Source organism: Stenotrophomonas sp. STEN054 (assembly GCF_056854535.1).
Genome location: NZ_JBXFWG010000011.1, coordinates 77,002 through 99,296 on the forward strand (window position 1 = coordinate 77,002; position 22,295 = coordinate 99,296).

At 65.0% G+C, this 22,295-nt stretch carries 24 protein-coding genes and 1 tRNA gene; 12 read left to right on the forward strand and 13 right to left on the reverse strand.

The window, feature by feature from the left end:
* Positions 1-121: 121 nt before the first annotated feature.
* Positions 122-1,222, forward strand: coding sequence for a glycosyltransferase family 4 protein (locus tag AC1VXD_RS06475; RefSeq protein ID WP_482991376.1), 1,101 nt, complete (start codon positions 122-124; stop codon positions 1,220-1,222).
* Here AC1VXD_RS06475 and AC1VXD_RS06480 read toward each other — a convergent pair.
* The 3 genes from AC1VXD_RS06480 to AC1VXD_RS06490 form a co-directional block, all read right to left on the reverse strand.
* A complete protein-coding gene (locus AC1VXD_RS06480; RefSeq protein ID WP_482991377.1) occupies positions 1,216-3,120 on the reverse strand; it encodes a hypothetical protein in 1,905 nt (634 codons plus the stop codon). The two genes, AC1VXD_RS06475 and AC1VXD_RS06480, sit on opposite strands and share 7 nt — an antisense overlap.
* Positions 3,120-3,524, reverse strand: coding sequence for a pilin (locus AC1VXD_RS06485; RefSeq protein ID WP_482991378.1), 405 nt, complete (start codon positions 3,522-3,524; stop codon positions 3,120-3,122). The genes AC1VXD_RS06480 and AC1VXD_RS06485 overlap by 1 nt, the downstream gene beginning before the upstream one ends.
* A gap of 92 nt (positions 3,525-3,616) precedes the next feature.
* Entirely contained in the window at positions 3,617-4,030 is a 414-nt protein-coding gene (locus AC1VXD_RS06490) for a pilin (RefSeq protein WP_482991379.1), read from the reverse strand.
* Between the two features lie 355 nt (positions 4,031-4,385).
* On the opposite strand from AC1VXD_RS06490, the gene AC1VXD_RS06495 reads away from it, so the two are divergent.
* From AC1VXD_RS06495 to AC1VXD_RS06510, 4 genes are all read left to right on the forward strand, one after another.
* Entirely contained in the window at positions 4,386-5,645 is a 1,260-nt protein-coding gene (locus AC1VXD_RS06495) for a type II secretion system F family protein (RefSeq protein WP_482991380.1), read from the forward strand.
* Between the two features lie 7 nt (positions 5,646-5,652).
* Positions 5,653-6,516, forward strand: a complete 864-nt coding sequence (locus AC1VXD_RS06500; protein ID WP_367380157.1) for a prepilin peptidase — start codon at positions 5,653-5,655, stop codon at positions 6,514-6,516.
* Between the two features lie 10 nt (positions 6,517-6,526).
* Entirely contained in the window at positions 6,527-7,138 is a 612-nt protein-coding gene (gene coaE, locus AC1VXD_RS06505; RefSeq protein WP_482991381.1) for a dephospho-CoA kinase, read from the forward strand.
* A gap of 103 nt (positions 7,139-7,241) precedes the next feature.
* Positions 7,242-8,309: an AI-2E family transporter gene (locus AC1VXD_RS06510; RefSeq protein ID WP_482991382.1), complete on the forward strand. Its 1,068-nt coding sequence runs from the start codon at positions 7,242-7,244 to the stop codon at positions 8,307-8,309.
* A 116-nt stretch (positions 8,310-8,425) separates the two neighbouring features.
* On the opposite strand, the gene AC1VXD_RS06515 is transcribed toward AC1VXD_RS06510, so the two are convergent.
* From AC1VXD_RS06515 to AC1VXD_RS06555, 9 genes are all read right to left on the reverse strand, one after another.
* The gene (locus AC1VXD_RS06515) at positions 8,426-8,842 is read right to left on the reverse strand and encodes a hypothetical protein (protein WP_482991383.1); all 417 of its coding nucleotides are present in this window, start codon (positions 8,840-8,842) and stop codon (positions 8,426-8,428) included.
* A 325-nt stretch (positions 8,843-9,167) separates the two neighbouring features.
* The gene (locus AC1VXD_RS06520; RefSeq protein ID WP_165835702.1) at positions 9,168-10,538 is read right to left on the reverse strand and encodes a sensor histidine kinase; all 1,371 of its coding nucleotides are present in this window, start codon (positions 10,536-10,538) and stop codon (positions 9,168-9,170) included.
* Positions 10,501-11,178 (reverse strand): response regulator transcription factor, encoded by a 678-nt coding sequence (locus AC1VXD_RS06525; RefSeq protein ID WP_005410804.1) that lies wholly within the window; start codon positions 11,176-11,178, stop codon positions 10,501-10,503. Before AC1VXD_RS06525 ends, AC1VXD_RS06520 begins: the two co-directional genes overlap by 38 nt.
* 127 nt (positions 11,179-11,305) lie before the next feature.
* A complete protein-coding gene (locus AC1VXD_RS06530) occupies positions 11,306-11,797 on the reverse strand; it encodes a hypothetical protein (RefSeq protein WP_482991384.1) in 492 nt (163 codons plus the stop codon).
* A 96-nt stretch (positions 11,798-11,893) separates the two neighbouring features.
* On the reverse strand, positions 11,894-12,373 hold the full coding sequence (locus AC1VXD_RS06535) for a hypothetical protein (RefSeq protein WP_482991395.1): 480 nt from the start codon (positions 12,371-12,373) through the stop codon (positions 11,894-11,896).
* 268 nt (positions 12,374-12,641) lie between these two features.
* The gene (gene rimK / locus AC1VXD_RS06540; protein WP_108769782.1) at positions 12,642-13,520 is read right to left on the reverse strand and encodes a 30S ribosomal protein S6--L-glutamate ligase; all 879 of its coding nucleotides are present in this window, start codon (positions 13,518-13,520) and stop codon (positions 12,642-12,644) included.
* An 88-nt stretch (positions 13,521-13,608) separates the two neighbouring features.
* Positions 13,609-13,851, reverse strand: a complete 243-nt coding sequence (locus tag AC1VXD_RS06545) for a hypothetical protein (protein ID WP_482991385.1) — start codon at positions 13,849-13,851, stop codon at positions 13,609-13,611.
* A 137-nt stretch (positions 13,852-13,988) separates the two neighbouring features.
* Positions 13,989-14,062 (reverse strand) — tRNA-Gly (locus AC1VXD_RS06550).
* A 91-nt stretch (positions 14,063-14,153) separates the two neighbouring features.
* A complete protein-coding gene (locus AC1VXD_RS06555) occupies positions 14,154-15,986 on the reverse strand; it encodes an autotransporter outer membrane beta-barrel domain-containing protein (RefSeq protein WP_482991386.1) in 1,833 nt (610 codons plus the stop codon).
* A 207-nt stretch (positions 15,987-16,193) separates the two neighbouring features.
* Between AC1VXD_RS06555 and thiS the strand changes: the two genes are divergently transcribed.
* From thiS to AC1VXD_RS06575, 4 genes are all read left to right on the forward strand, one after another.
* Positions 16,194-16,394 (forward strand): sulfur carrier protein ThiS, encoded by a 201-nt coding sequence (gene thiS, locus AC1VXD_RS06560; protein WP_482991387.1) that lies wholly within the window; start codon positions 16,194-16,196, stop codon positions 16,392-16,394.
* Positions 16,395-16,528: 134 nt separating this feature from the next.
* Positions 16,529-17,323, forward strand: coding sequence for a thiazole synthase (locus AC1VXD_RS06565; protein ID WP_482991388.1), 795 nt, complete (start codon positions 16,529-16,531; stop codon positions 17,321-17,323).
* Positions 17,323-18,057: a tRNA (guanosine(46)-N7)-methyltransferase TrmB gene (trmB, locus tag AC1VXD_RS06570; protein ID WP_482991389.1), complete on the forward strand. Its 735-nt coding sequence runs from the start codon at positions 17,323-17,325 to the stop codon at positions 18,055-18,057. Before AC1VXD_RS06565 ends, trmB begins: the two co-directional genes overlap by 1 nt.
* Before the next feature lie 27 nt (positions 18,058-18,084).
* Entirely contained in the window at positions 18,085-19,932 is a 1,848-nt protein-coding gene (locus tag AC1VXD_RS06575; protein ID WP_482991390.1) for an SLC13 family permease, read from the forward strand.
* A 167-nt stretch (positions 19,933-20,099) separates the two neighbouring features.
* Here AC1VXD_RS06575 and AC1VXD_RS06580 read toward each other — a convergent pair whose 3' ends face one another.
* Positions 20,100-20,435, reverse strand: a complete 336-nt coding sequence (locus AC1VXD_RS06580; RefSeq protein ID WP_079222968.1) for a Rieske (2Fe-2S) protein — start codon at positions 20,433-20,435, stop codon at positions 20,100-20,102.
* 179 nt (positions 20,436-20,614) lie between these two features.
* Between AC1VXD_RS06580 and AC1VXD_RS06585 the strand changes: the two genes are divergently transcribed.
* The 3 genes from AC1VXD_RS06585 to mscL all read left to right on the forward strand — a co-directional run bounded on the left by AC1VXD_RS06585 (position 20,615) and on the right by mscL (position 22,149).
* Positions 20,615-20,899 (forward strand): hypothetical protein, encoded by a 285-nt coding sequence (locus tag AC1VXD_RS06585; protein WP_108769809.1) that lies wholly within the window; start codon positions 20,615-20,617, stop codon positions 20,897-20,899.
* A 69-nt stretch (positions 20,900-20,968) separates the two neighbouring features.
* Positions 20,969-21,691, forward strand: coding sequence for a fumarylacetoacetate hydrolase family protein (locus AC1VXD_RS06590; protein WP_482991391.1), 723 nt, complete (start codon positions 20,969-20,971; stop codon positions 21,689-21,691).
* A gap of 53 nt (positions 21,692-21,744) precedes the next feature.
* Positions 21,745-22,149 (forward strand): large-conductance mechanosensitive channel protein MscL, encoded by a 405-nt coding sequence (gene mscL / locus AC1VXD_RS06595; RefSeq protein ID WP_482991392.1) that lies wholly within the window; start codon positions 21,745-21,747, stop codon positions 22,147-22,149.
* The last annotated feature ends 146 nt before the right edge of the window (positions 22,150-22,295 follow it).

Consider the following 22,295-nt stretch of genomic DNA (forward strand, 5'->3'; position numbering starts at 1 on the left):
CCTGCCGAAGCACAGCCCTCAGCCCCATAGCCCTTCCCCAAGGTGACTTTCCACTTGCAACTGCCCATGATGCGGTATTGCCCGCAAGAATAGCCACACAGGTCCCTACATGCATGTGCTCATGCTCTGCAAGCGCCAGTACACCGGGCGGGATCTGCTTGATGATCAGTACGGAAGACTGTACGAACTCCCGGAGGGGCTGGCTCGCAGTGGGTTCACGGTCAGCGGCCTCGCCCTGAGCTACCGCCGCCGGCCAGAACAGGAGCATCGATCCGCAGCGGGTGTGCGCTGGCGATCCCTTAACGTCAGGCCGGGAAGCCTCGTTACGCTGAGGAGACTCATCAGCGACATCCACCACGACAATCCAGTGGATGTCGTACTGGCAAGCTCGGACGCACCCTGCTGCATCCTCGGCAGGAAGATTTCAAAACGTCTCGGCGTGCCCTATGTACTCGATCTGTACGACAACTACGAGAGTTTTGGCCTGAGCCATATTCCCGGCGTCACCTCTGCCTTCAGAAGCGCCTGCGCATCGGCAGACGGGATCAGTGCAGTCACTCATGCGCTGGCTGACCATCTCCGCACGGTGGTCAAGCCGCGAGGGGCGATCCAGATCATTGGCAACGCGGTGCGAACGGACATCTTTCACACGCTGGACAAACATGAATGCCGGAAAGCGATGGGTTTGCCCGCGCACGCACACCTGGTCGGTTGCGCCGGCGCCATCGATCAGAGCCGCGGCATCGCCGACCTGTTCCAGGCGTTCAAGCTCCTGGCGGAGAACGACCCCGAGCTGTATGTGGTGGTCGCTGGCCCGGGCGATGGAACGGCCGCACGCTTCTCGCATCCTCGCTTGATCGACCTGGGAATACTCGACTGGAAGCGCGTACCTGTGCTGCTGAATGCACTGGACGTAGCTGTCACCTGCAACCGCAACACTCCTTTCGGGCGCTATTGCTACCCGCTCAAGCTCGCCGAGAGCTTGGCATGCGGAACGCCCGTTGTTGCCGCTGACATCGGAGACGCTGCCACGCTGGTGAACAACATAGCCGCCTGTCTCTACACCCCAGGGGATACGAAAGACCTTGCCACGACCATCAGCGGCCAGTTGTCACATGCGAGGCAGCCGCTACCACTGCAGGTGTACGACTGGGGACACCGGGCTGAGGCCCTGGCCGACCTTCTGGCCCGTGCAGTGGCCCCACCGCCTTCCGCTCAGTGAGAGGGCAATGTAGTTCCTGCCACGGGCGGGGCAATCTGGATGCCCATCCGTTCCGCGGTTTCTCGTGCTAACGCCGCCTGTCGGGCGCGTCCTTGGCGATCCAACGAGGCAATTAGTTTCTGCGCGTACTCAGGCGAATCCGAGCTCTCCTCCACCGCCTTGGCAAATGCCCAATCGGCCATCGCAGGGTTTCCCGCATGGGTCAAGGCATAGTCGCCAAACTGGGCGTAGCTGCTGGGCGGCAAAGTGGTGTGCTCGAAAAGCACCCCAAAGGCTTCCACGAGTCGGCCATCATCAATTTCAAAACCCTGATAGCGACTGTCCATCAATGAAAACAATGCGCTTCGTACTTCTGCACCGTGAGGTTGCCGTCGGAGCTTGCCAATCAAGCGTTGCCACCAGATATCCGGTACTGGTCGTCTCGCCTGGATTGCCGCGAGTATCAATCCCTGATCGCTGATGATAGAGCTCTCAGGTAGCGCAGCGGAGCGCTCAAACTGATTGATGGCAAAGTCTACAAAGGGAGAGTCCGGATATCCGTCAGACATCTCCAGATAGATCGCACCTAGGTCGTTTGCTGCGCGTGCCGACCGTGGATTCTCAGCTGCAAGGTCAGATGCAAGCATCAGAGGATCACCCCAGATGCTTGAACGAATCATTGATGCTCCTGACAGAAGCACTGCAATGGCGGCTACAGCTGTCCAGCGAACGAGAGGCGATCCGCCCCGGATATGGACAACGACCGCCACCACGGCCCATATGACCCCGAGCAGCGCAAGGTAGTTGCGATGCTCGAAGACCAATTCGAGGCCGACCACGTTACTGGTGAGGAAGTGCGAGATGAAGAACCAGATTACCCCTAGGCAGAACAGCGGCGCCTTGCGCCGCAGAGCGATGGCAGCCAGCAGAAGCGCCAGCAACCCCACGCCTGAAACCACGGTCGATACCGGGTGGAACCAGCCACGGGATGGCTGGAAGTCGTCGTAATAGAACGTCAATGAGCCTGGCAGCGGCAGGAACATCTGGCCCAGATACATGCACAGGATGCGCAGCTGGCTCAGCAGGCGTTCGTAGGTTCCAAAATCCCGGCCAAGGTAGGGATCAAACCAATTGGCAGGGACAACCACGAACAGAAATCCCACCGTGGCCGCGATCACGGTGAAGACGCAGAGCAGCGTCCAGAAGCGGGTTACGCGTGGCGAGTGCGCCCTGAAACGCAGGACTCCCCACTCGATCAGCACGCCATAGGCGGCGACCAGCACACCCGACTCCTTGGAGAGCACTCCCAGCAGAGCAAGCGGCAGGCATGCTGCAAGCCAGGGCCAGGCACGACGGCCCTCCATCTGCCGCCCGCGCGCCTGCAAGTAGCACAGCAGCGTCGCCAGCATGAAGGTAGCCGCAAGCGTCTCCATGCGCTGCACGACGTAAAGCACGCTCGACACCTGCAGGGGATGGACGGCCCAGACAAATGCAACGACGAAGCTGACACGCAGCGCGGCCGTTGGCGTGAAGGTACCCAGCAGACCGAGTATCCGGCGGGTAAGGAGGAGCACGAGGACCACGTTGGCCAGATGCACGATCAAACCAACCAGCTTGTAACCCCACGGATCCAGTCCGCCGAAGGCGTGGTTGAGCGCGAAACCCGCCATTGAAAGTGGCCGGGCACCCAGCACGCCACCTGGATCAAAAGAAATCGCCGCCCGCCAAAGTACATCCCACGCCAACGAGGTCACGTGGATGGCTTTGTTGTCAACGATCGTGCCGAAATCATCAAAGAGGAAGGGGCCACGCAGGCCGGGCCAGTAAATGCCGGCCACCAGCAGCAGTAGAACCACCATCCATACGCGGCGCGAAGCCAGAAAGCGCTTCGCGCGCGTGTCACTCAGAGACAGGGACATCAGTTGCAGTCACGGGGCCGGGCATAGGAAGGGATATCAGCGTCCACCTTGCACTGCCAAGTGCCCGATGCGTTGCGCGCGATCTGCACTGTCTTGCCGCTGATGATGGGATTGCCCTTGAGGCGACAGCGGATGCTGCCCGTCTCCGACGAATCCATGCTCATGGTACAGCGCGCGGTGCTGGAAGGCAGGCCGATATCAGACAACTGAAAAGTAGTGATGTTATTGGCAATTACCTGTGATTCGAACATGGTACGCCCACCAGTTACTTCAGCCAGGCCTGCCGCCACCTGCGATTTCGCGACGAACATCTGGTATGCAGGAATGGCAATGGCTACGAGAATCGCAACGATCCCGACCACTATCATCATTTCAATCAATGTAAAACCACGCTCCCCGCGCATGGCGCCACTCCTTAAAACTCTCGTTTTTCCGCGATGGAAAACGAAGAAGGGGGCGAAACCGCCCCCTTCTTCAAACAGCTGTCATATAGCTATCAGCAGCCGGCCGGCTTGTAATCAGCCAGCTCGGAAGCCGCAGTGCAGTTCCAGGCACCCGAAGCATTGCGGGTCAGGGTGACAGTCTTGCCGACAACCTTCGGGTTGCCCTTCAGGGTGCAGACGATCGTCTGGCCCGAAGCCGCAGCCCAGGTACCGGTCGCGGTGATGGCACAACGCGGGGTGCTGGTGTTCAGACCCAGGTCCGCAGGCGCCGGCGAACCGGTACGGTTACCCGACTGAATGCCTTCTTCGAAGGCGGTCACGCCGCCGCGGATGTCGGCCAGGCCAGCAGTGACCTGCGACTTGGCGACGTAGTTCTGGTAAGCCGGCAGCGCGATGGCGGCCAGGATGGCGATGATCGCAACGACGATCATCAGTTCGATAAGGGTGAAGCCCTTCTGGTTCTTCATTCGTACGTCCCCAAGATAGTGGTGGTTGATGGTCAGGTATCAGGATCGGGCCGGTCATAGCCGGTTGAGCGGACTCCTGCGACCTGCGGGTGAATCAACGCAGGTTGCGTGCCAACCCCGGCACGCCTCCCATTGACAGTCCCCGGCGCCAATGATGGCAGCAAATTCTTGTATGTGAAGCCCCCCAGCCGGGAAATGCGACGGACCCAGCAATGTGACGCACTGCGTCACCTTTGGCCAAAGACCGGCAGCATCCCACAATTTTGCCCTTCCACGCCCTGCCCAGAAGGCCATGAACCGGATACCATCGGCGCAATGATGCCTGCCTGGGGATGGCGGGTCTTGGGGAGCTAACATGTCTGTCAGTCGCAGTGCGATCAAGAAAGGGCCCGTGGAGCGAAGCACCTCGGAGCTGCAGCCGTTTGTCTGGGAGGGGACCGACAAGCGTGGCGTGAAGATGAAAGGGGAGCAGGCCGCGAAGAACGCGAACCTGCTGAGGGCCGAACTGCGCCGCCAGGGCATCAACCCCGGGACGGTCAAGGTCAAGCCCAAACCGCTGTTCGGCGCAGCCGGGAGCAAGATATCTGCCAAGGACATCGCCTTCTTCAGTCGGCAGATGGCCACGATGATGAAGTCGGGCGTGCCGATCGTCAGCTCGCTGGACATCATCGCCAGCGGGCACAAGAACCCGCGCATGAAGAAGATGGTCGACTCGGTCCGTGCGGACATTGAAGGCGGCTCTTCGCTCTATGAGGCCGTCAGCAAGCACCCGGTGCAGTTTGACGAGCTCTACCGGAACCTGGTGCGGGCCGGTGAAGGCGCCGGTGTGCTGGAGACGGTGCTGGATACCGTGGCCACGTACAAGGAAAACATCGAAGCGCTGAAGGGCAAGATCAAGAAGGCGCTGTTCTATCCCGCCATGGTCATGGCCGTGGCGCTGCTGGTCAGCAGCATCCTTCTGGTCTGGGTCGTTCCGCAGTTCGAGGATGTCTTCAAGGGTTTCGGCGCCGACCTGCCCGCTTTCACCCAGATGATCGTCAACCTGTCCCGGTTCATGGTGTCGTGGTGGTGGGTGATGCTGCTGGTACTGATCGCCGGCATTGTGGGCATGGTTGCCGCCTACAAACGCTCCCCCAAGATGCAGCACACCATGGACCGTCTGATCCTCAAGGTGCCGGTTATCGGTCAGATCATGCACAACAGCGCCATCGCCCGCTTCGCCCGGACCACGGCGGTGACCTTCAAGGCGGGCGTCCCCTTGGTGGAAGCACTGAGCATCGTGGCCGGCGCAACCGGCAACGCGGTGTACGAAGATGCCGTTCTGCGCATGCGCGATGACGTGTCGGTGGGCTATCCGGTCAACATGGCGATGAAGCAGACCAACCTTTTCCCGCACATGGTCATCCAGATGACCGGTATCGGTGAGGAGGCAGGCGCCCTTGATGCCATGCTGTTCAAGGTGGCGGAATACTATGAGCAGGAGGTCAACAACGCGGTTGATGCCCTCAGCAGCCTGCTCGAACCGATGATCATGGTATTCATTGGTACCATCGTAGGTGGCATGGTCATCGGCATGTACCTGCCGATCTTCAAGCTCGCCTCCGTCGTCGGATAATTCACACATGGCATTTCTCGACCAGCATCCCGGCCTCGGCTACCCCGCCGCGGCCGCCCTGGGGCTGCTACTGGGCAGTTTCCTCAACGTGGTCATCCTGCGCCTGCCCAAGCGGATGATGTGGGAGTGGAAGCGCGAGGCGCGTGAGGTCCTGGAGCAGCCGGACATCTACGACCCGCCACCACCGGGCATCGTGGTCGAGCCGTCGCACTGCCCGCACTGCAAGCACAAGCTGTCCTGGTACGAGAACATCCCGCTGTTCAGCTGGATCGTCCAGGGCGGCAAGTGCCGCCACTGCAAGGCGCCCATCTCCATCCAGTACCCGCTGGTGGAAGCGTTGACCGCGGTGATGGTGCTGGGCTGCGTCTGGCAGTTCGGCTTCGGCTGGCAGGGTTTCGGTGCGATCGTGCTGACCTGCTTCCTGATCGCCCTGTCGGGTATCGACCTGCGAACGCAGTACCTGCCGGACCAGATCACCCTGCCGCTGATGTGGCTGGGCCTGGTCGGCAGCATGGACAATCTGTACATGCCGGCCAAACCGGCCCTGATCGGTGCCGCGGCGGGCTTCCTTGTGCTGTGGATCGTGGCCAAGGCGTACAAGCTGGTGACCAACCGCGACGGCATGGGCGGCGGCGATGCCAAGCTGCTGGCTGCGCTGGGCGCCTGGTGCGGACTGAAGGGCATCCTGCCCATCATCCTGCTGTCGTCGGTACTGGGCGCCGTCATCGGCTCGATCTGGCTGTACACCCGCGGCCGCGACAAGGCCACGCCGATTCCGTTCGGCCCTTACCTGGCGCTGGCTGGCTGGGTGTATTTCATGTGGGGCGAGCCGGTGGTGAACCAGTACCTGGCCATGAGCGGTCTGCGCTGACGCTGCCGCCATGAGCCGTTATGTGGTCGGCCTGACCGGCGGCATCGCTGCCGGCAAGAGCGAGGTGACCCGGCGCTTCCAGGCGCTGGGGATCGTGGTGGCCGATGCGGACCTGGCCGCGCGCGCCGTGGTTGCGGCCGGCAGCCCGACCCTCGCCACCATCGGCGAGCGCTTCGGCGCGGAGATGCTGCTGGCCGATGGCAGCCTGGACCGTGCCCGCCTGCGGGCCCATGTGTTCGCTGATCCGGCCGAGCGGGTCGCCCTGGAGGCGATCACCCATCCGGCCATCCGCCGGTTGATGCAGAAGCAATGCGAGCAGGCCGCCAGCCCCTACGCGCTGGCGGCGATACCGCTGTTGACCGAGGTCGGCGGCCGCCAAGCGTACCCCTGGCTGGACCGGATCCTGCTGGTCGATGCGCCCGAGGCCGTGCAGCATGCGCGGCTGATGCAGCGCGACGGCATCGATGCTGCATTGGCGGACCGGATGATTGCCGCCCAGGCCAGCCGTGCACAGCGCCAGGCCCTTGCCGATGACGTGGTGGTCAACGACGGCCACCCCGATGACCTGCAGGCGCAGGTGGAAGCGCTGCACGCGCGGTACCTGCAGCTCGCCTCGACCTGAGACGCCGGCAGCCGCCTCGCTGTAACCCCGCAGACACACACCGTCTTCTCACGCGCCCCGCTATGGTCCTGCGCCTGTATTGCCCCTGCCTGTGAGATCGACCGTGCCCACCGCCTCCCTACGTTCCTACACCGCCCGCGTGGTGGTGACCCTGGCGCTGGTCGCCCTCGGCCTGCTGCTGTGGAAGCTGTCGCAACTGGTCCTGCTGATCTTCGGGGCGGTGGTGGTGGCGGCACTGCTGCGGACGATTGTTGGCCTGGTGCGACGCTACACACCCCTCTCGGAGGGCTGGTCACTGGGCTTGACTGTGCTGCTGCTGGTGGCGCTGTTCATAGCGGCCATGTGGTTGTTCGGTTCGCAGCTGGGGGCGCAGATGGCGACGCTGCGGCAGACGTTGCCAGCCGCCTGGGAGAATTTCCAGACCTGGCTGGCAGACAGTCCGGTCGGCCCCACCGTGCATGAGCTGACCCAGAACGCGCAGTCCAGCGTCTCGACAATGGCGGCCCGCGCCGGGTCGCTGGCGATGTCGGCCACCGGCGGCGTCGCGGACCTGTTCCTGGTGCTGATCGGCGGCATCTATCTGGCGGCGCAACCGGATCTGTACCGCACGGGCCTGCTCAAGCTGCTGCCCACGCGCCAGCGCCCGGCCGTGGAGGACGCGTTTCATGCCAGTGGCAATGCGCTGAAGGCCTGGTTGGGCGGACAGTTGCTGGCCATGGCCGTGGTCGGGCTGCTGACCGGGCTGGGGCTGTGGGCGCTGGGCGTGCCGGTCGCGTTCGGGCTGGGCATCATCACCGCGCTGCTGGACTTCGTGCCGATCGTCGGCCCGATCCTGGCGGCGGTACCGGCCATCCTGCTGGCGTTTACGGTCAGTCCGGAAATCGCCCTGGCCACGGTGGCGCTGTTCGTGGTGGTGCAGCAGGTGGAGGGGCATCTGCTGCAGCCGCTCATCCAGCAGCGTGCGGTTGACCTGCCCCCTGCCCTGCTGCTGTTCTCGCTGTTCGGCATCGGCGCACTGCTGGGCCCGGCCGGGATACTGCTGGCCGCACCACTGACCGTGGTGCTGTTCGTGCTGGTCAAGCGCCTGTATGTGGTGGAGACGCTGGGCACGCCGACACCCATTCCCGGCGGGTCTGCTTCCAGCAAAGCAGCTGACACATCGCAGGCGTAGCGCCCGAGCCGATGCTCGGGCGGCGGCGCAGCCGCAAAAGCAGCCGAGCGTGGGCTCGGCTCTACAGTGGAGGCCCTTCGGCCGTAAAGGCAGCCGAGCGTGGGCTCGGCTCTACATTACTGCAGCGTTGCCGCACCGCGCATGCGCTCGGCCTGCAGTTGTTGCTGCACATGACGGGTCAGCTCGCGTGCGGCCACCATCAGCCCCTCCATTGTCTCCGGCGGCACGGCCTGCAGTGGACCACCATGCGTGCGCGCGATATGCGCGGCATGCATCAGCCGGGTCAGCGTGCTGATACCGGACACGGTGCGCCTGAGACCGGCGACCGTACCGCTCTGCTGGTCGGTCAGTCCGGCACGCGTCGCCGCGTGGTCGGTGGCATCGTTGGCTTCCATCCTCTCCTGCAGGATGGACATCAGGTCACCGGGATCCTTCAGCACGGCTTCGATGCGTGCAGCGACATCGGCGGAAAGCACGTCGATGGAATCGCCGACCAGCTGATGCAGGTTGGGGTAACGGGTACGGTGTGACATGGCCGGGTTCCTCGCAGGTGACAAGGCATCTGGCCATCCGCGCCGGCGAATGTCAGGAGGCAAATGCGTCACAGCGGTCCGTAGCGCGGGAAAGCACAGTGGTCCGTCGACAGAAGCCGAGGTCATGAATGCCAGTTACGACAATGGATCCATGCAATGCATGGGTGGGATCAACCGTGCGGACCAACGGTCCGCACCCACCATTCTTTCGGCGCCGCACCCACCATTCTTGCGGCGCCGCACCCACCATTCTTGCGGCGCCGCACCCACCATTCTTGCCGCGCCGCACCCACCATTCACCCCGTGCCGCACCCACCACTCATCGTCAGAGCGGCTTCGGCGAGAACGTCAGCGTCGCGATTACACCGCGATCGCCACCGGGGCGCACGCTCACCTGCCACCCGTACAGATCACACAGGCGGCTGACGATCGACAGGCCGATGCCACCGCCCTGCGAGTGGCCGGCATGGGTGCCGCGATAACCGCGCTGGAACAGCTTGGCGGCATCTTCTTCGCTCAGTCCGGGGCCACTGTCAGTCACCGACACCGCATTGCTGCTGACGTGGACGCGCACGCTGCCATCCTGCGAATACTTCACGGCATTGCCGATGAGGTTGCCCAGCGCCACCGACAAGGCCGCTTCCGGTGCATCGATCACCAGGCCGCGCTCGCCTTCCAGCACCAGCTCCAGCGGCTTCCCGCCGAGCTGCGCGCGATGCGCATCCAGCAGCTGCTCGGCCACCCGTGCCACGTTGCTGGTGCCCTGCCCGCGCTCGTTGCGCGATAGCAGCAGCAAGGCGCCGATCAGATCGCTGCACTGCTGTTCGGCACGCTGGATGCGCTGCAGGCGCTGCAGCACCTTCTCGTCCAGGCCGGGACGGGTCAGGAGCAGCTCGGTCGCGCCGCGGATCACCGCCAGTGGCGTGCGCAGTTCGTGGCTGACGTCGGCGTTGAACTCACGGTCGCGCTGCACGACCTCGGTCAGGCGCGAGGAATAGTCATCCAGCGCCTGCGCCAGCTGCCCCACTTCGTCGTCGGGGAAACGCGGCGCCAATGGCTCGGGATCACTGGTGCCGCCGCGGTAAGCACGTAGCCGTGCGGCCAGGTCGGACACCGGCTTCATCACCTTCGACGCCGACCACCAGCCCAGCACCAGCGACAGCAGGCTGAACACCAGCACCGACAGCACCAGCGCGCGATTGAGCTGCTGCCCGCCGCGCACACTGTCGGTCATGTCATAAGCGAGGAAGAACCAGGCGTCGTCCGCCTTGCGCACGGCCAGCTTGTAGGCATACGGCTGGTTCTGTTCGTCGATGCCGCTGAGGTTGTAATTGCCATTGGGCAACGCCGCCCAATCCGGCTGGTTTTCGCGCACGCGGTCGAACTTGTCGCTCGAATACGCGTACGCCCGGATCTGCTGCACCGGCACTTCGGGGTTGCGTCCGGGGTGCTCGTAAAAGCGCCTTGCGTACTCGTTGATGTTGCGGTTCATCACGTCTTCCACCAGCTGGTTTTCCACGCGCATGCGGGCCCAGTTGGTGGCGAACGCGAACAGTGTCGTCAGGCAGAAGCCCAACAACACGAACGAGACGATGATGCGACTGCGCAGGCGCCGCCGATAGGGCGTGCGCCGACGCTCCCCCTTGGTTGCCACCGAATCAGGCTTCCGGGGTGGCGATGCGGTATCCGATGCCATGGCGGGTCTGGATCAGCGGCACTTCGAACGGCTTGTCGACCACCGCACGCAGGCCGTGGATGTGTACGCGCAGAGAATCCGAATCCGGCAGTTCTTCGCCCCAGACGCGGGTTTCCAGTTCCTGGCGGGTGACCACGGCCGGAGCGGCTTCCATCAGCGCCTGCAGGATCTTCAACGCAGTCGGGTTGAGCTGCAGCAGCTTGCCCTGGCGGCGCACTTCCAGCGTGTCCAGGTTGTATTCCAGGTCGCCGGTTTCCAGCACGCGGGTCTGCACGCCCTTGCCGCGGCGCGACAGGGCATTGAGTCGGACTTCCACTTCCTGCAGGGCGAAGGGCTTGATGAGGTAGTCATCGGCACCCGAATCGAAACCTGCCAGCTTGTTGTCCAGCGAATCGCGCGCGGTCAGCATCAGCACCGGGGTCTGCTTGCGCGCTTCGTTGCGAAGCTTGCGGCAGACTTCGATGCCGTCCATGCCGGGCAGGTTGAGGTCCAGCACGATCGCGTCGAACTCGTGCACCACGGCCAGGTGCAACCCGGTCACGCCGTCGGCAGCGAAGTCCACCGTGTGGCCCCGGTCCTCGAGGTAATCGCCAAGGTTGGCTGCGATGTCGCTGTTGTCTTCGATTACGAGAATACGCACTGGGACCTCTGATTCATTAAGGGTCGTCGGGAGATGCCAACCCGCTCAGGGTGCGCCTGAGCGGGTGGACGCCACGTCTACCCGCTGAACGATACAGGTTGCAGTCTTAACATTTCGTGCGGGCTGCTCACAGCCCCCCTGACGGCTGCAGATTGTTGATGGACTGGCTGTCGCGCATCGTCTTGCGGGCCGCTTCCAGGGCCTCGCGCCGCTGCGCCACCGTCATGCATACCCGCTGCGGCATGTTGCTGCCGATAGCGCGCTCGCGACGGCAGACCATGCGGCTGTCGGCGCGGGCCTGTGTGAGGATCGTATTGACGATCTCCTGATCGTTAAAGATCTCGACACGCGCTTGCGGGCTTAGTTCTTCCACCCGCTGATGGTCACCCATCTTGAGCCGAATGCGCCCCAGCGCCTGCTGCACGGTGCTTTTCTGCTCCATGCTGATCTCGGAGTAATCGTCTGAACTCAGCGCTTTTTCGACAGTGGCGATCTGCTCGGCCACCGGCGCGGTTGAGTCAAGTTTGACCTCGGCTTCTTTCTCGACACGGGCATGTGTCGTGAACGCCAAGGTCATCGCCAGGCTCAAAGCCAGGCCAAGCGTAGTCTTGCGATGCATCGTTCCCTCTCCTGTCGTCCATGAAGAATTTCCGACTCTACGGCTCCGCAGGCACGTCGACAAGGGACCACCGCCACGGTGACCGAGCCCCCCCAGTCAGCGCCCTGCGGGCGGCGGCGAGAGCGTCCTGTAGCTGCGCTGGTCGTTGAGCAGCGCCTTGCCCTTTTCTTCGATCCGGCGGCGTTCGGCCACGGTCAGGCAGCGGCTCTTGGGCATGTTGCTGCCCGTGGTGCGGGTGTGCTGGCACACCAGGCGGCTGTCCGCATGGGCGCGGGTAAGGATGGTGTTGATCCGCTCCTGGTCGTTGAAGACCTCGTTCTGTACTGCTGGCGGCAGTTCCTGCGCCGTCTGCCGGTCGCCCACACGCAGGGTGATGCGCTCCAGCGACTGCCGGACCTGGGCACGGTCATCGGCTGAAATCTCGGCGTACTCGCCGTTGTCCAGCGCCTTTTCGACCTTGCGCACCTGCTCGGCCACCGGGGCCTGCCGATCCATCTGGACCACGGGTTTTTCCGATGCGGCCTGGGCGGCCGCGGACAGGCCCAGCAACAGCGCAACCATGGTGATGCGGTACATCGCCAACACCCCGATCCATCCCGGAACGAAGGCCCAACTCTACGAGCCGCCCCGCTCCGCCACAAGGGACCTTTGACCGGGGTCCGCCGGGGCCGGGCCGGGCATAAAAAAGACCCAGGCGGTCTACCCGCCTGGGTCTGAAGTCGTATCCCGATTACCGATCCTGCTGAGAGGCAGAGCTGCGGTGCGCTGAAGCCTACGCCGGGCCCGATTAAAGGCGTGTTAAACCCGGCGGAGATCCTTCAGGAAAATTTCAACACATTGATAATCAAGGCTTTTTAATCTTCTCGACGTGGGCAATGATGCGCGATGCCACGTCCACCTGGCAGGCCGCTTCGATGCCTTCCAGGCCCGGCGTGGAGTTGACCTCCAGCACCAGCGGGCCGCGCTCGGAGCGGATCAGGTCGACCCCGCACACCGACAGGCCCAGTGCCTTGGCCGAGCGCACCGCCACCTGCTGTTCAGCCCGGCTGGCCTTGGCCGGCACCGCCGTGCCACCGGCATGCAGGTTTGAGCGGAAGTCGCCTTCCGGCGCCTGCCGCTGCATGGAGGCCACCACCTGGTCGCCCACCACGAAGCAGCGCAGGTCCGCGCCCTTGGCCTCGCCGATGAACTCCTGCATGAGGAAGTTGGCGTACAGGCCGCGCAGGGCCTCGACGATGCCGCGCGAGGCGCTGGCCTTCTCGGTGAGGATGACGCCGCGACCCTGGGTGCCCTCGTTGAGTTTCACCACGTGCGGCGGCGGGCCGAGCATGGACAGCAGGTCGACCGTGTCATCCGGGTTGTCGCCAAACACCGTGACCGGCATGTCGATGCCCTTGGCCGCCAGCAGCTGGTGCGCTCGCAGCTTGTCGCGCGAACGCAGGATCGCGTCGGACGGATTGGGGGTGCGCGCGCCCATCAATTCGAACTGGCGCAGCACGGCGGTGCCGTAGCGGGTGATGGAGGCACCGATGCGCGGAATGACCACGTCCACGCCGGTCATCGGCCGTCCCTTGTAGTGCATGGAAAATCCATCGGCGGCGATGCGCATGTAGCAGCGCAGCGGGTCAAGGATGCGGACGGTATGCCCGCGTGCACGGGCCGCCTCGACCAGCCGGCGGGTGGAGTACAGCGAGCTGTTGCGGGACAGGATGGCGAGCTTCATCGCGGTGGCAGTGGACGGCAGGCGCGCAGCATAGCGCGGCGGCGTTGCGGCGGGATGATGCTGTCGGCACAGGCCTGTCGACGTGCCTTCAGTCGCTGTCCTCCGCGCCTGCGGCGCAGCCCCGCGCGGCTTCACCCAGTGCCGCCACGCAGGTCATCTGCAGGGTCGAACCACTGAAAGCGTCACGGTAGATCTGTTCGATCAGCTGCGCGGCGTGCGGGCCACCAGCGCGGCCCAGCGCGCGCACCGCTTCGAGCTGCTTGTTGGAGCCGGTGCCGGCAGACAGGAAGATCTGGTGCAGCAGGGTGACGACATCCTTGCGGTTCTTCATGCTTCGGGTTTCCTTTGACGTTGAAGAACGCTAGCGGGCCGTCGGCCCTGCCCGCCATGAGGATTATTGGAAAACGGGCCCATGGCAGATAAAAAAAAACCCGGCAACGGCGCGGCCGTTACCGGGGTTCTGGAAGCTGGAGCGGGCGAAGGGAATCGAACCCTCGTCAGTAGCTTGGGAAGCTACAGCTCTACCATTGAGCTACGCCCGCATTGCAGGGTGGAAGTCTATGCGGAGCGGCCGGTGTTGGGCAATGGGGTCAGAGCCCTTTCCTGCGGAAAGGGATCCGACCCCGCCCTGGATCAGAAGCTGCCGCTTAAGTTGGCGAACAGCGTCGCATCCTGCGCACGCTTCTGCAGGGTGGTGGCGCTCAGGCCGATGTTGCTCTGCAGGCCGAACAGTTCCATGCGCGCGCCGAAGATGGCGGTTGCATAGTTCTTGTCGAAGTCCATGCCCGGCACACGGTACATGCCCACGTCCGGCAGGCTCTTCACCCAAGCGCTGGCCTGCTTGGTGTCCTCGAACTCGTGGTCGTAGGTCACCTGCACGTACGGCTTGACCGCGCCGCCATCGAAGCGGGCCTGCCAGCCGATGCGGCCGACGGTGGAATCGACGTCCTGCTTGCCGTAGCCCAGCGCGGTAGCCAGGGTGTTGGCATCAGCGGTTTCGGTGTAGCCGTCGATCTTCACCTTCTGCCAGATCACCGAGGCGATCGGGCCGTGGCGGAAGCCGCCTTCGGTGCCGAACTCGTAGCCGGCATTCAGGGCCGCGGTCAGGTTGCTGCCGTCCGGCGAGCCGCCGTGTTCGCGGGTGGCCGGGCCGAGCTGGACCTTGCGGTTCACGTCATAGGACAGCCAGGTGTAGCTGACCTGGCCGTTGACCCAGATGCGGTCGCCGTACCAGCCGGCGAACAGACCGGCGGTGGTGTCCTTCTGGGTGAAGTCGCCACGGCTGTTGCCGAAGTCGGCGTTCATGCGGCCGAAGCCGGCGAAGCCGCCGACGACCATGCCGTCACGCGCCCAGTCGACACCGAACAGGCCGGCCGGCGCGAGGCCGTCGTACACGTCGGCGTGGTCGTAGCGCTGCATGTCGCCACGCACGCCACCCCACCAGGACATGCCGTCGGCCGGACGGCCGGCCTGGTGCAGGCTGACCTGGTCGGCACGCGAGCGGCCGATGGTCTGCGCCGAATGGGTCAGGATCTGCTGCAGGCGCGGGCCTTCCAGGATCGAGATGGCGTACTGGCCCAGCATCTGGTGCGCGGCCGTGGTCGGGTGCACGTCATCGGCGAACAGGTAGGTGCTGGCCGCATCGGGGCGCACGTAGGCCAGCGGGCTGCAGGTCAGCGACGAAGGCACGGTGCAGGCGCGACCAGTGACATTGCTGAAGCCGTACATGCCTGGGGTGGCGATGATCTCGCGCAGCAGGGTGTAGGTATCCAGCGGGATGAAGTCGATGCCGGCCTGCTTCAGGCCGCCGTACAGCGCGCTGTTGTAGGCGTTGGACAGGGCCGTGCCCTGCACGCGCGCAGCGGCGCCGCGATCAATGAAGCCCGGGGTGGAACCGATGTCGGGCAGGTTCGGCACCAGCACATACTGGGCACCGGCCTGCTTGAGGCTGGCCACGATGCCGATCTGGTCGGTCACGGCCGAACCGATGATCGCCGGGGCCTGGGCCGGGGCGGTGATCTGGAACAGGTCGTTGGCGCCACCCCACACCGTGTAGAGGGCATTCGGGTCGGCCTTGCCCCCATTGGCTGCCAGGTAGTTGGCCGTCTGCGTCTTCAGCGACGGCACCAGCACGTTGCCCAGCAGCGGGTTGCGGAAATCGGTACCGACGCGTGCACCGCCGACGGCGTAGTTGTCACCGGTCTGGCCGTTGCCGTTCGGGCTGGCATTGGTGCCGTAATAATCGGCCACCCACTGCGCCCATTCCCAGCCGGGGTTGGTGGTGGACTGGCCGGTCACCGGGCGCACGTCCGCCGGCAGCAGCGGGCGGAAGTAGCCGCTGTCGGTGAGGCTGTCACCGATGAACACGGTACGGGTGAACGGGGATTCGCCTGCCATGGCCGGCAGCGCGGCCAGCGCGATCGCGGCCGCCATCAGGGAGCGGATCGGGCGTTTGCTGAGCAGCATGTAGAAACTCCTGGGGGAAAATGTCGAGGATCCAGCGCACACGTACGCCGGCGCACGGTGAATGGTTTCACCGAGCCGCCGATTGCTCACGCTGCGCCGCCGCATGGATTGTCGCCTGAACCCGCGCGGACGGGGTGTGCCGGAGGTGGCGGGCGGGGTCGATTGCAACTGTTCCGATCCCGGCGGGCCATCGGCGACAATGCCGGCATGAACATCCAGCTCAATGGCGAACCCCGCACCCTGCCCGCTTCGGCGACCCTCCTCGACCTGCTCGCCGCCGAGCAGCTGCTGCAGCGCCGGGTGGCCGTGGAAGTGAATGGCGAGATCGTCAGCCGCAGCCGCCATGGCGAGCACGTGCTGGCCGAGGGCGATGTAGTGGAGATCGTGCACGCGCTGGGGGGTGGTTGAGGCAAGGCCTCCGCGCTTCGCGCTCGCCGGGCATGGCCAGGCGCTACCGGTGCACGAGCGCGGTAGCGCCGGGCCATGACCGGCGGCCTCCGCAAGGTGACCCCATCTTCAGGCGGATAAGCGATAATCGCGTCATGAACCTCCCTGTCTCCCCCGATTCGCTGGTGATCGCCGGCAAGACCTACGGCTCGCGGCTGCTGACCGGCACCGGCAAGTTCAAGGATCTGGAAGAAACCCGCCTGGCCACCGAGGCCGCTGGCGCCCAGATCGTCACCGTGGCCATCCGCCGCACCAACATCGGCCAGAACCCGGGCGAACCGAACCTGCTGGACGTGCTGCCGCCGGACCGCTACACCATCCTGCCCAACACCGCCGGCTGCTACACCGCCGAAGACGCGGTGCGCACCTGCCGCCTGGCCCGTGAGCTGCTGGATGGCCACACCCTGACCAAGCTGGAAGTGCTGGGCGATCAGAAGTCGCTGTACCCGGACGTGGTGCAGACCCTCAAGGCCGCCGAGCAACTGGTCAAGGACGGCTTCGACGTGATGGTCTACACCTCCGACGACCCGATCCTGGCCAAGCGCCTGGAAGAAATCGGCTGCGCTGCGGTGATGCCGCTGGCCGCGCCGATCGGGTCGGGCCTGGGCATCCAGAACAAGTACAACCTGCTGCAGATCATCGAAGACGCCAAGGTGCCGATCATCGTCGACGCCGGCGTGGGCACCGCTTCCGATGCCGCCATCGCGATGGAACTGGGCTGCGACGGCGTGCTGATGAACACCGCCATCGCCGGTGCGCGCCATCCGGTGCTGATGGCCAGCGCGATGCGCAAGGCCGTCGAAGCCGGCCGCGAGGCCTTCCTGGCCGGCCGCATCCCGCGCAAGCGCTACGCCAGCGCCTCCTCCCCGATTGATGGGCTGATCGGCTGATGACCAATCCTTTTGACAGCGCCGGTTCCAAGGCCCCGCCCAAGCCCTTCACCGTGAGCGAGGGCCGCCGCGAGGTGCGCAGCTTCGTGCTCCGCCAGGGGCGCTTCACCCCCGCCCAGCAGCGCGCGTTCGACGAACGCTGGCCGCGCTTCGGCATCGACTACACCGGCCAGCCGCGCGACCTGGACGCCACCTTCGGCCGCACGGCGCACAAGGTGCTGGAAATCGGCTTCGGCAATGGTGCGGCCCTGCGCTTCGCCGCGCAGCACGATCCGTCGCGCGACTACATCGGCATCGAAGTGCACGCCCCGGGCGTGGGCCGCCTGCTGAACGCGCTGGCCGATGACAACGCCGACCACGTCCGCCTGTACCACCACGATGCCGTGGAGGTGCTGCAGAACGAGGTCGCCGACGGTGCACTGGATGAAGTACGCATCTATTTCCCGGACCCGTGGCACAAGAAGCGCCACAACAAGCGCCGCCTGCTGCAGCCGGCGTTTGCCGAGCTGATCGTGCGCAAGCTGCGCCCGGGCGGCCGCCTGCACTGCGCCACCGACTGGGAAGATTACGCCGAGCAGATGTGGGATGTGCTCGACGCCACTGCCGGCCTGGTCAACCGTGCCGGCCCGCGTGGCAGCGTGCCGCGTCCGGACTGGCGCCCTCAGACGCACTTCGAGACCCGCGGCCAGAAGCTCGGCCACGGCGTCTGGGACCTGCTGTACGACCGTACCTGACCCACGCACGAGGACGCTGCGCCCCACATGGATACCGCGCTGACGCTGACCAACGACATGAAGCTCGTGCTCGGGCTGGTCGGCTTCACGATGGCGATGTTCCTGTTCGAGCGCATCCGCGCCGACGTGGTCGCGCTGGTGGTGCTGGTGGTGCTCGGCGTCACCGGCCTGATCGCCCCGGAAGAAATCTTCGGTGGCTTCTCGGGTAACGCGGTGATGAGCATCATCGCCACCACCATCCTCGGTGCCGGTCTGGACCGCACCGGGGCGCTGAACCGGCTGGCGGCGTGGCTGCTGCGGCGCGGCCACGGCGTGGAGCAGCGGCTGCTGATGATGACCACGGCCATCGCCGGCCTGAACTCGTCCTTCATGCAGAACCCCTCGGTGATGGCGCTGTACCTGCCGGTGGCCTCGCGGCTGGCGGCACGTACCGGGCTTACAATGCAGCGGCTGCTGCTGCCGATTTCGGCGGCGATCGTGATGGGAGGCGCGCTGACCATGGTCGGCAATTCGCCGCTGATCCTGCTGAACGATCTGCTGGCCTCGGCCAACAACAACCTCCCCTCGGGCCTGGCCACCATCGAGCCGCTGCGCATGTTCGCGCCGCTGCCGATCGGCGTGGCCCTGCTGATCGCATCGCTGCTGTACTTCCGCTACTACGGCGACCGCAAGCTGATCGAAGAGGAAAGCCTGGTCAACGACGGGGTGACACCGGCGCGCACCGAGAGCTACTTCGCCAAGACCTACGGCATCGAAGGCGATGTATTCGAGCTGATGGTGACCGCTGAAAGCCCGCTGGTGGGCATGACCCTGGGCGAGGCCGAGACCCTGCACGATGCGCCGCTGCTGCTGGCGCTGAAGACCGGCAACGACACCCGCCTGGCACCGCCGGCGGAGATGCGTATCTGGGTAGGCAGCGTGCTGGGGGTGATGGGACCGCGTCAGGAGGTGCACGATTTCGCGCAGAACCAGTTCCTGCGCATGTCCTCGCGGCTGAAGCACCTGGGTGACCTGTTCAACCCCAGCCGGGCCGGCATCTCCGAAGCGGTGGTACCGCCCACCTCGGGGGTGATCGGCAAGACCGCCGGCGACCTGCGCCTGCGCAAGGAGCGCGGCATGAGCCTGCTGGCCATCAACCGCGACAAGCAGGTGATCCGCGAGGACGTGCGCGACGTTCCGCTGCGCGCCGGCGACATGCTGGTCTTCCACAGCATCTGGACCGACCTGGCGCAGGCGGCCAAGAGCCGGGACTTCGTGGTGGTGACCGACTACCCGACCGGCGAGCAGCGCCCGCACAAGTTCAAGATCGCCATGTCGATCTTTGCGCTGACCATCCTGATCGCGCTGACCAGCAAGCTGCCGGTAGCGCTGACCCTGATGACCGGCGTGGCCGGCATGCTGCTGACCGGCGTGCTGCGCATGGACGAGGCCTATGCATCGATCAACTGGAAAACGGTATTCATGATGGCCGGGCTGATTCCGCTCGGCTGGGCGATGGATTCCAGTGGTGCAGCGGCCTGGGTGGCCGGGCACACCATCGACAAGCTGCCCACCGGCATCCCGCTGTGGGTGCTGGAAGTGGCGCTGGCGCTGCTGACGACTGCGTTCTCGCTGGTGATCAGCCACGTGGGCGCCACCATCGTGATGGTGCCCATCGCGGTGAACCTGGCGCTGGCGGCGGGCGGCAGCCCGACGGCGTTCGCGCTGATCGTGGCGCTGTCGGCGTCCAACAACCTGATGACGGCTTCCAACCCGGTGATTTCGATGATCACCGGCCCGGCCAACTACACCCCGCGCGAGATGTGGCGGGTCGGCGGACCGCTGTCGCTGATCTACACGCTGGTGGTGGTGGTGATGATCAACCTGATGTTCTGAGGCCCCTGAGCCTGTGGTAGGTGCGGACCGTTGGTCCGCACGCTCTGTTGCAGAGAAGCCTCGTGCGGACCAACGGTCCGCACCTACCGGTTTGCCATGCGGACCAACGGTCCGCACCTACCTCTTTGCCGTGCGGACCAACGGTTCGGACCTACCTGAGCCTCGCCTCAGGCCAGGTAGACCTGGCCGTCGCGGATGTCGACCGGCACCGCGCGCAGGCGGTCGCCCTTGCAGGGGCCGGCGATGCAGTCGCCGCTGTCCAGGGCGAACGAGGCGCCGTGCGCGGCACACACCAGGTGGCCTTCGCGGCTCTTGAGGAACTGGCCCGGTGCCCAGTCCAGCCGGCGGCCGGCGTGCGGACAGATGTTCAAGAACGCGCGCACCTGCGCGCCGTCGCGGTACAGCACCAGCGATTCGGCATCGCCCTCGACCACCGCTTCGACCTCGGCAAATGCCCCATCGGCAAGGGCATCAAGGGCGATCAGGGCAGCGGCGGCAGTCATGGCGGAAGGCTCTCATGGAAAACCGGATTGTCGCATGCCCGCTCATATGACTGGCTGTGACATGAACACAAGTCATTGATCCGTAATATGCAGAGGCTACATTTAACGAGTTTTTCACTCAATGACAGTGGCGCATCCCGATACTCTTGTTTCGCTGATCCCAGCCCTATCGAGCCGCCATGTTTACTCGCGCTTCCGCCTTCAACCAGTTCCGCACCCTGTTCGCGCCGCGCAAGCCGCGCCACCCGCTGGTGCGTGTTGCCGTCGGCCTGCTCGGCCTGGCGATTCTGGCAGCGATGGTGTTCATCGGCGTGTTCGTGGGTGCGGCGATGATCCTGATCGGCCTGGCGTGGAAGCTGCTGGCCTCGCGCAAGACCGTCGGTGCGCGCCGTGCGGCCGATGCCAACGTCGTCGAAGGCGAATACCGCGTGGTGCGCAAGTCGGCTTTGCCGATGTCGCGCTGATCCGGCCGCCCGCTGACGTGGGCGCCACACCGTTCTAGACTGCAGGGGCCTTCCTACTGGAACCCCCGCATGTCCACTGCCGCAGTTTCCGATGTCATCCCCGCCCCCGTTGTGCCGCGTGTGCCGGTGGGCGGTGGTGGCACGTTCCCGGTCCACCGCATCTACTGCGTCGGCCGCAACTTCGCCGACCATGCGCGTGAGATGGGCGCTGCGGTGCCGGCCGCCGATGATCGCGGCCGCCCGATGTTCTTCTGCAAGCCGGCCGACGCCATCGTGGTCGGCCACGACGATGTGATCCCCTACCCGCCCGCGACCAGCAACCTGCACCACGAAGTGGAGCTGGTGGTGGCCATCGGCGTTGATGCGCCGGCCGGCGAACTGGCCGTGGCTGATGCCGACGCGCTTATCTACGGCTATGCCGTGGGCCTTGACCTGACCCGCCGCGACCTGCAGGCCGCCGCCAAGGAAAAGGGCCACCCGTGGGATTCGGCCAAGGGCTTCGATGCCTCCGCGCCGATCAGCGAGATCGTGCATGCCGGTGAAGTAGGCGACCTGGCCGCCTTGAACCTGTCGCTGGAAGTGAACGGCGAAGTGCGCCAGCAGTCGCTGCTCGACCAGATGATCTGGAACGTGCCGGAAATCCTGCATGAGCTGTCCAAGCTGTGGCAGCTTCGCGCTGGCGACCTTGTCTTCATGGGCACCCCGTCGGGGGTGGCCGCATTGAAGCCGGGCGACCGTTTCAGTGCTCGACTGGAGAACGTGGCCGAACGCCACGGCGTCATCGCAGGCTGACATCGGCTGCGTTAACCTGCGCTCGAACCCTCGCCCTCAGGAGAAGAACAAGAATGGGAATGCTCACCGAGTTCAAGGAATTCGCGATGCGTGGCAACGTCATCGACCTCGCCGTCGGCGTGGTCATCGGCGCGGCCTTCGGCAAGATCGTCACCGCGCTGGTGGAGAAGATCATCATGCCGCCGCTGGGCCTGCTGATCGGCAAGGTGGATTTCTCCGATCTGGCCTGGACGTTGGCGCCTGCACGTGTTGGCGCCGACGGCACCGAGATACCTGCCGTGGTCATCGGCTACGGTGATTTCCTCAACACGCTGGTGCAGTTCATCATCGTGGCCTTCGCCATCTTCATGGTGATCAAGGTGATCAACCGCCTGTCGCGCAAGAAGGAAGCGGCACCGGCCGGTCCGAAGGAAGAAGTGGTACTGCTGCGCGAGATCCGCGACAGCCTGAAGAAATAAGGCGTTCCGCGCACCTGTAGAGTCGAGCCGTGCTCGACTGGGCGGGACGGTAATCACGGTAGCGGCGGGCCCGGGCCCGCGGCCGCCCCGGGGGGTTTGTTGAGCCCGGCGGAGACCCGCGCCTCCGCATTTGGGGGGAGGGGCGG

Excerpts from the sequence above, each read along its gene's own strand:
- AC1VXD_RS06475 (WP_482991376.1), top strand. The coding sequence starts at position 122 with ATGCTCTGCAAGCGCCAGTACACCGGGCGGGATCTGCTTGATGATCAG.
- AC1VXD_RS06480 (WP_482991377.1), bottom strand. The coding sequence starts at position 3,120 with ATGTCCCTGTCTCTGAGTGACACGCGCGCGAAGCGCTTTCTGGCTTCG.
- AC1VXD_RS06485 (WP_482991378.1), bottom strand. The coding sequence starts at position 3,524 with ATGCGCGGGGAGCGTGGTTTTACATTGATTGAAATGATGATAGTGGTC.
- AC1VXD_RS06490 (WP_482991379.1), bottom strand. The coding sequence starts at position 4,030 with ATGAAGAACCAGAAGGGCTTCACCCTTATCGAACTGATGATCGTCGTT.
- AC1VXD_RS06495 (WP_482991380.1), top strand. The coding sequence starts at position 4,386 with ATGTCTGTCAGTCGCAGTGCGATCAAGAAAGGGCCCGTGGAGCGAAGC.
- AC1VXD_RS06500 (WP_367380157.1), top strand. The coding sequence starts at position 5,653 with ATGGCATTTCTCGACCAGCATCCCGGCCTCGGCTACCCCGCCGCGGCC.
- coaE (WP_482991381.1), top strand. The coding sequence starts at position 6,527 with ATGAGCCGTTATGTGGTCGGCCTGACCGGCGGCATCGCTGCCGGCAAG.
- AC1VXD_RS06515 (WP_482991383.1), bottom strand. The coding sequence starts at position 8,842 with ATGTCACACCGTACCCGTTACCCCAACCTGCATCAGCTGGTCGGCGAT.
- AC1VXD_RS06520 (WP_165835702.1), bottom strand. The coding sequence starts at position 10,538 with ATGGCATCGGATACCGCATCGCCACCCCGGAAGCCTGATTCGGTGGCA.
- AC1VXD_RS06530 (WP_482991384.1), bottom strand. The coding sequence starts at position 11,797 with ATGCATCGCAAGACTACGCTTGGCCTGGCTTTGAGCCTGGCGATGACC.
- AC1VXD_RS06535 (WP_482991395.1), bottom strand. The coding sequence starts at position 12,373 with ATGTACCGCATCACCATGGTTGCGCTGTTGCTGGGCCTGTCCGCGGCC.
- rimK (WP_108769782.1), bottom strand. The coding sequence starts at position 13,520 with ATGAAGCTCGCCATCCTGTCCCGCAACAGCTCGCTGTACTCCACCCGC.
- AC1VXD_RS06545 (WP_482991385.1), bottom strand. The coding sequence starts at position 13,851 with ATGAAGAACCGCAAGGATGTCGTCACCCTGCTGCACCAGATCTTCCTG.
- AC1VXD_RS06555 (WP_482991386.1), bottom strand. The coding sequence starts at position 15,986 with ATGCTGCTCAGCAAACGCCCGATCCGCTCCCTGATGGCGGCCGCGATC.
- thiS (WP_482991387.1), top strand. The coding sequence starts at position 16,194 with ATGAACATCCAGCTCAATGGCGAACCCCGCACCCTGCCCGCTTCGGCG.
- AC1VXD_RS06565 (WP_482991388.1), top strand. The coding sequence starts at position 16,529 with ATGAACCTCCCTGTCTCCCCCGATTCGCTGGTGATCGCCGGCAAGACC.
- trmB (WP_482991389.1), top strand. The coding sequence starts at position 17,323 with ATGACCAATCCTTTTGACAGCGCCGGTTCCAAGGCCCCGCCCAAGCCC.
- AC1VXD_RS06575 (WP_482991390.1), top strand. The coding sequence starts at position 18,085 with ATGGATACCGCGCTGACGCTGACCAACGACATGAAGCTCGTGCTCGGG.
- AC1VXD_RS06580 (WP_079222968.1), bottom strand. The coding sequence starts at position 20,435 with ATGACTGCCGCCGCTGCCCTGATCGCCCTTGATGCCCTTGCCGATGGG.
- AC1VXD_RS06585 (WP_108769809.1), top strand. The coding sequence starts at position 20,615 with ATGTTTACTCGCGCTTCCGCCTTCAACCAGTTCCGCACCCTGTTCGCG.
- AC1VXD_RS06590 (WP_482991391.1), top strand. The coding sequence starts at position 20,969 with ATGTCCACTGCCGCAGTTTCCGATGTCATCCCCGCCCCCGTTGTGCCG.
- mscL (WP_482991392.1), top strand. The coding sequence starts at position 21,745 with ATGGGAATGCTCACCGAGTTCAAGGAATTCGCGATGCGTGGCAACGTC.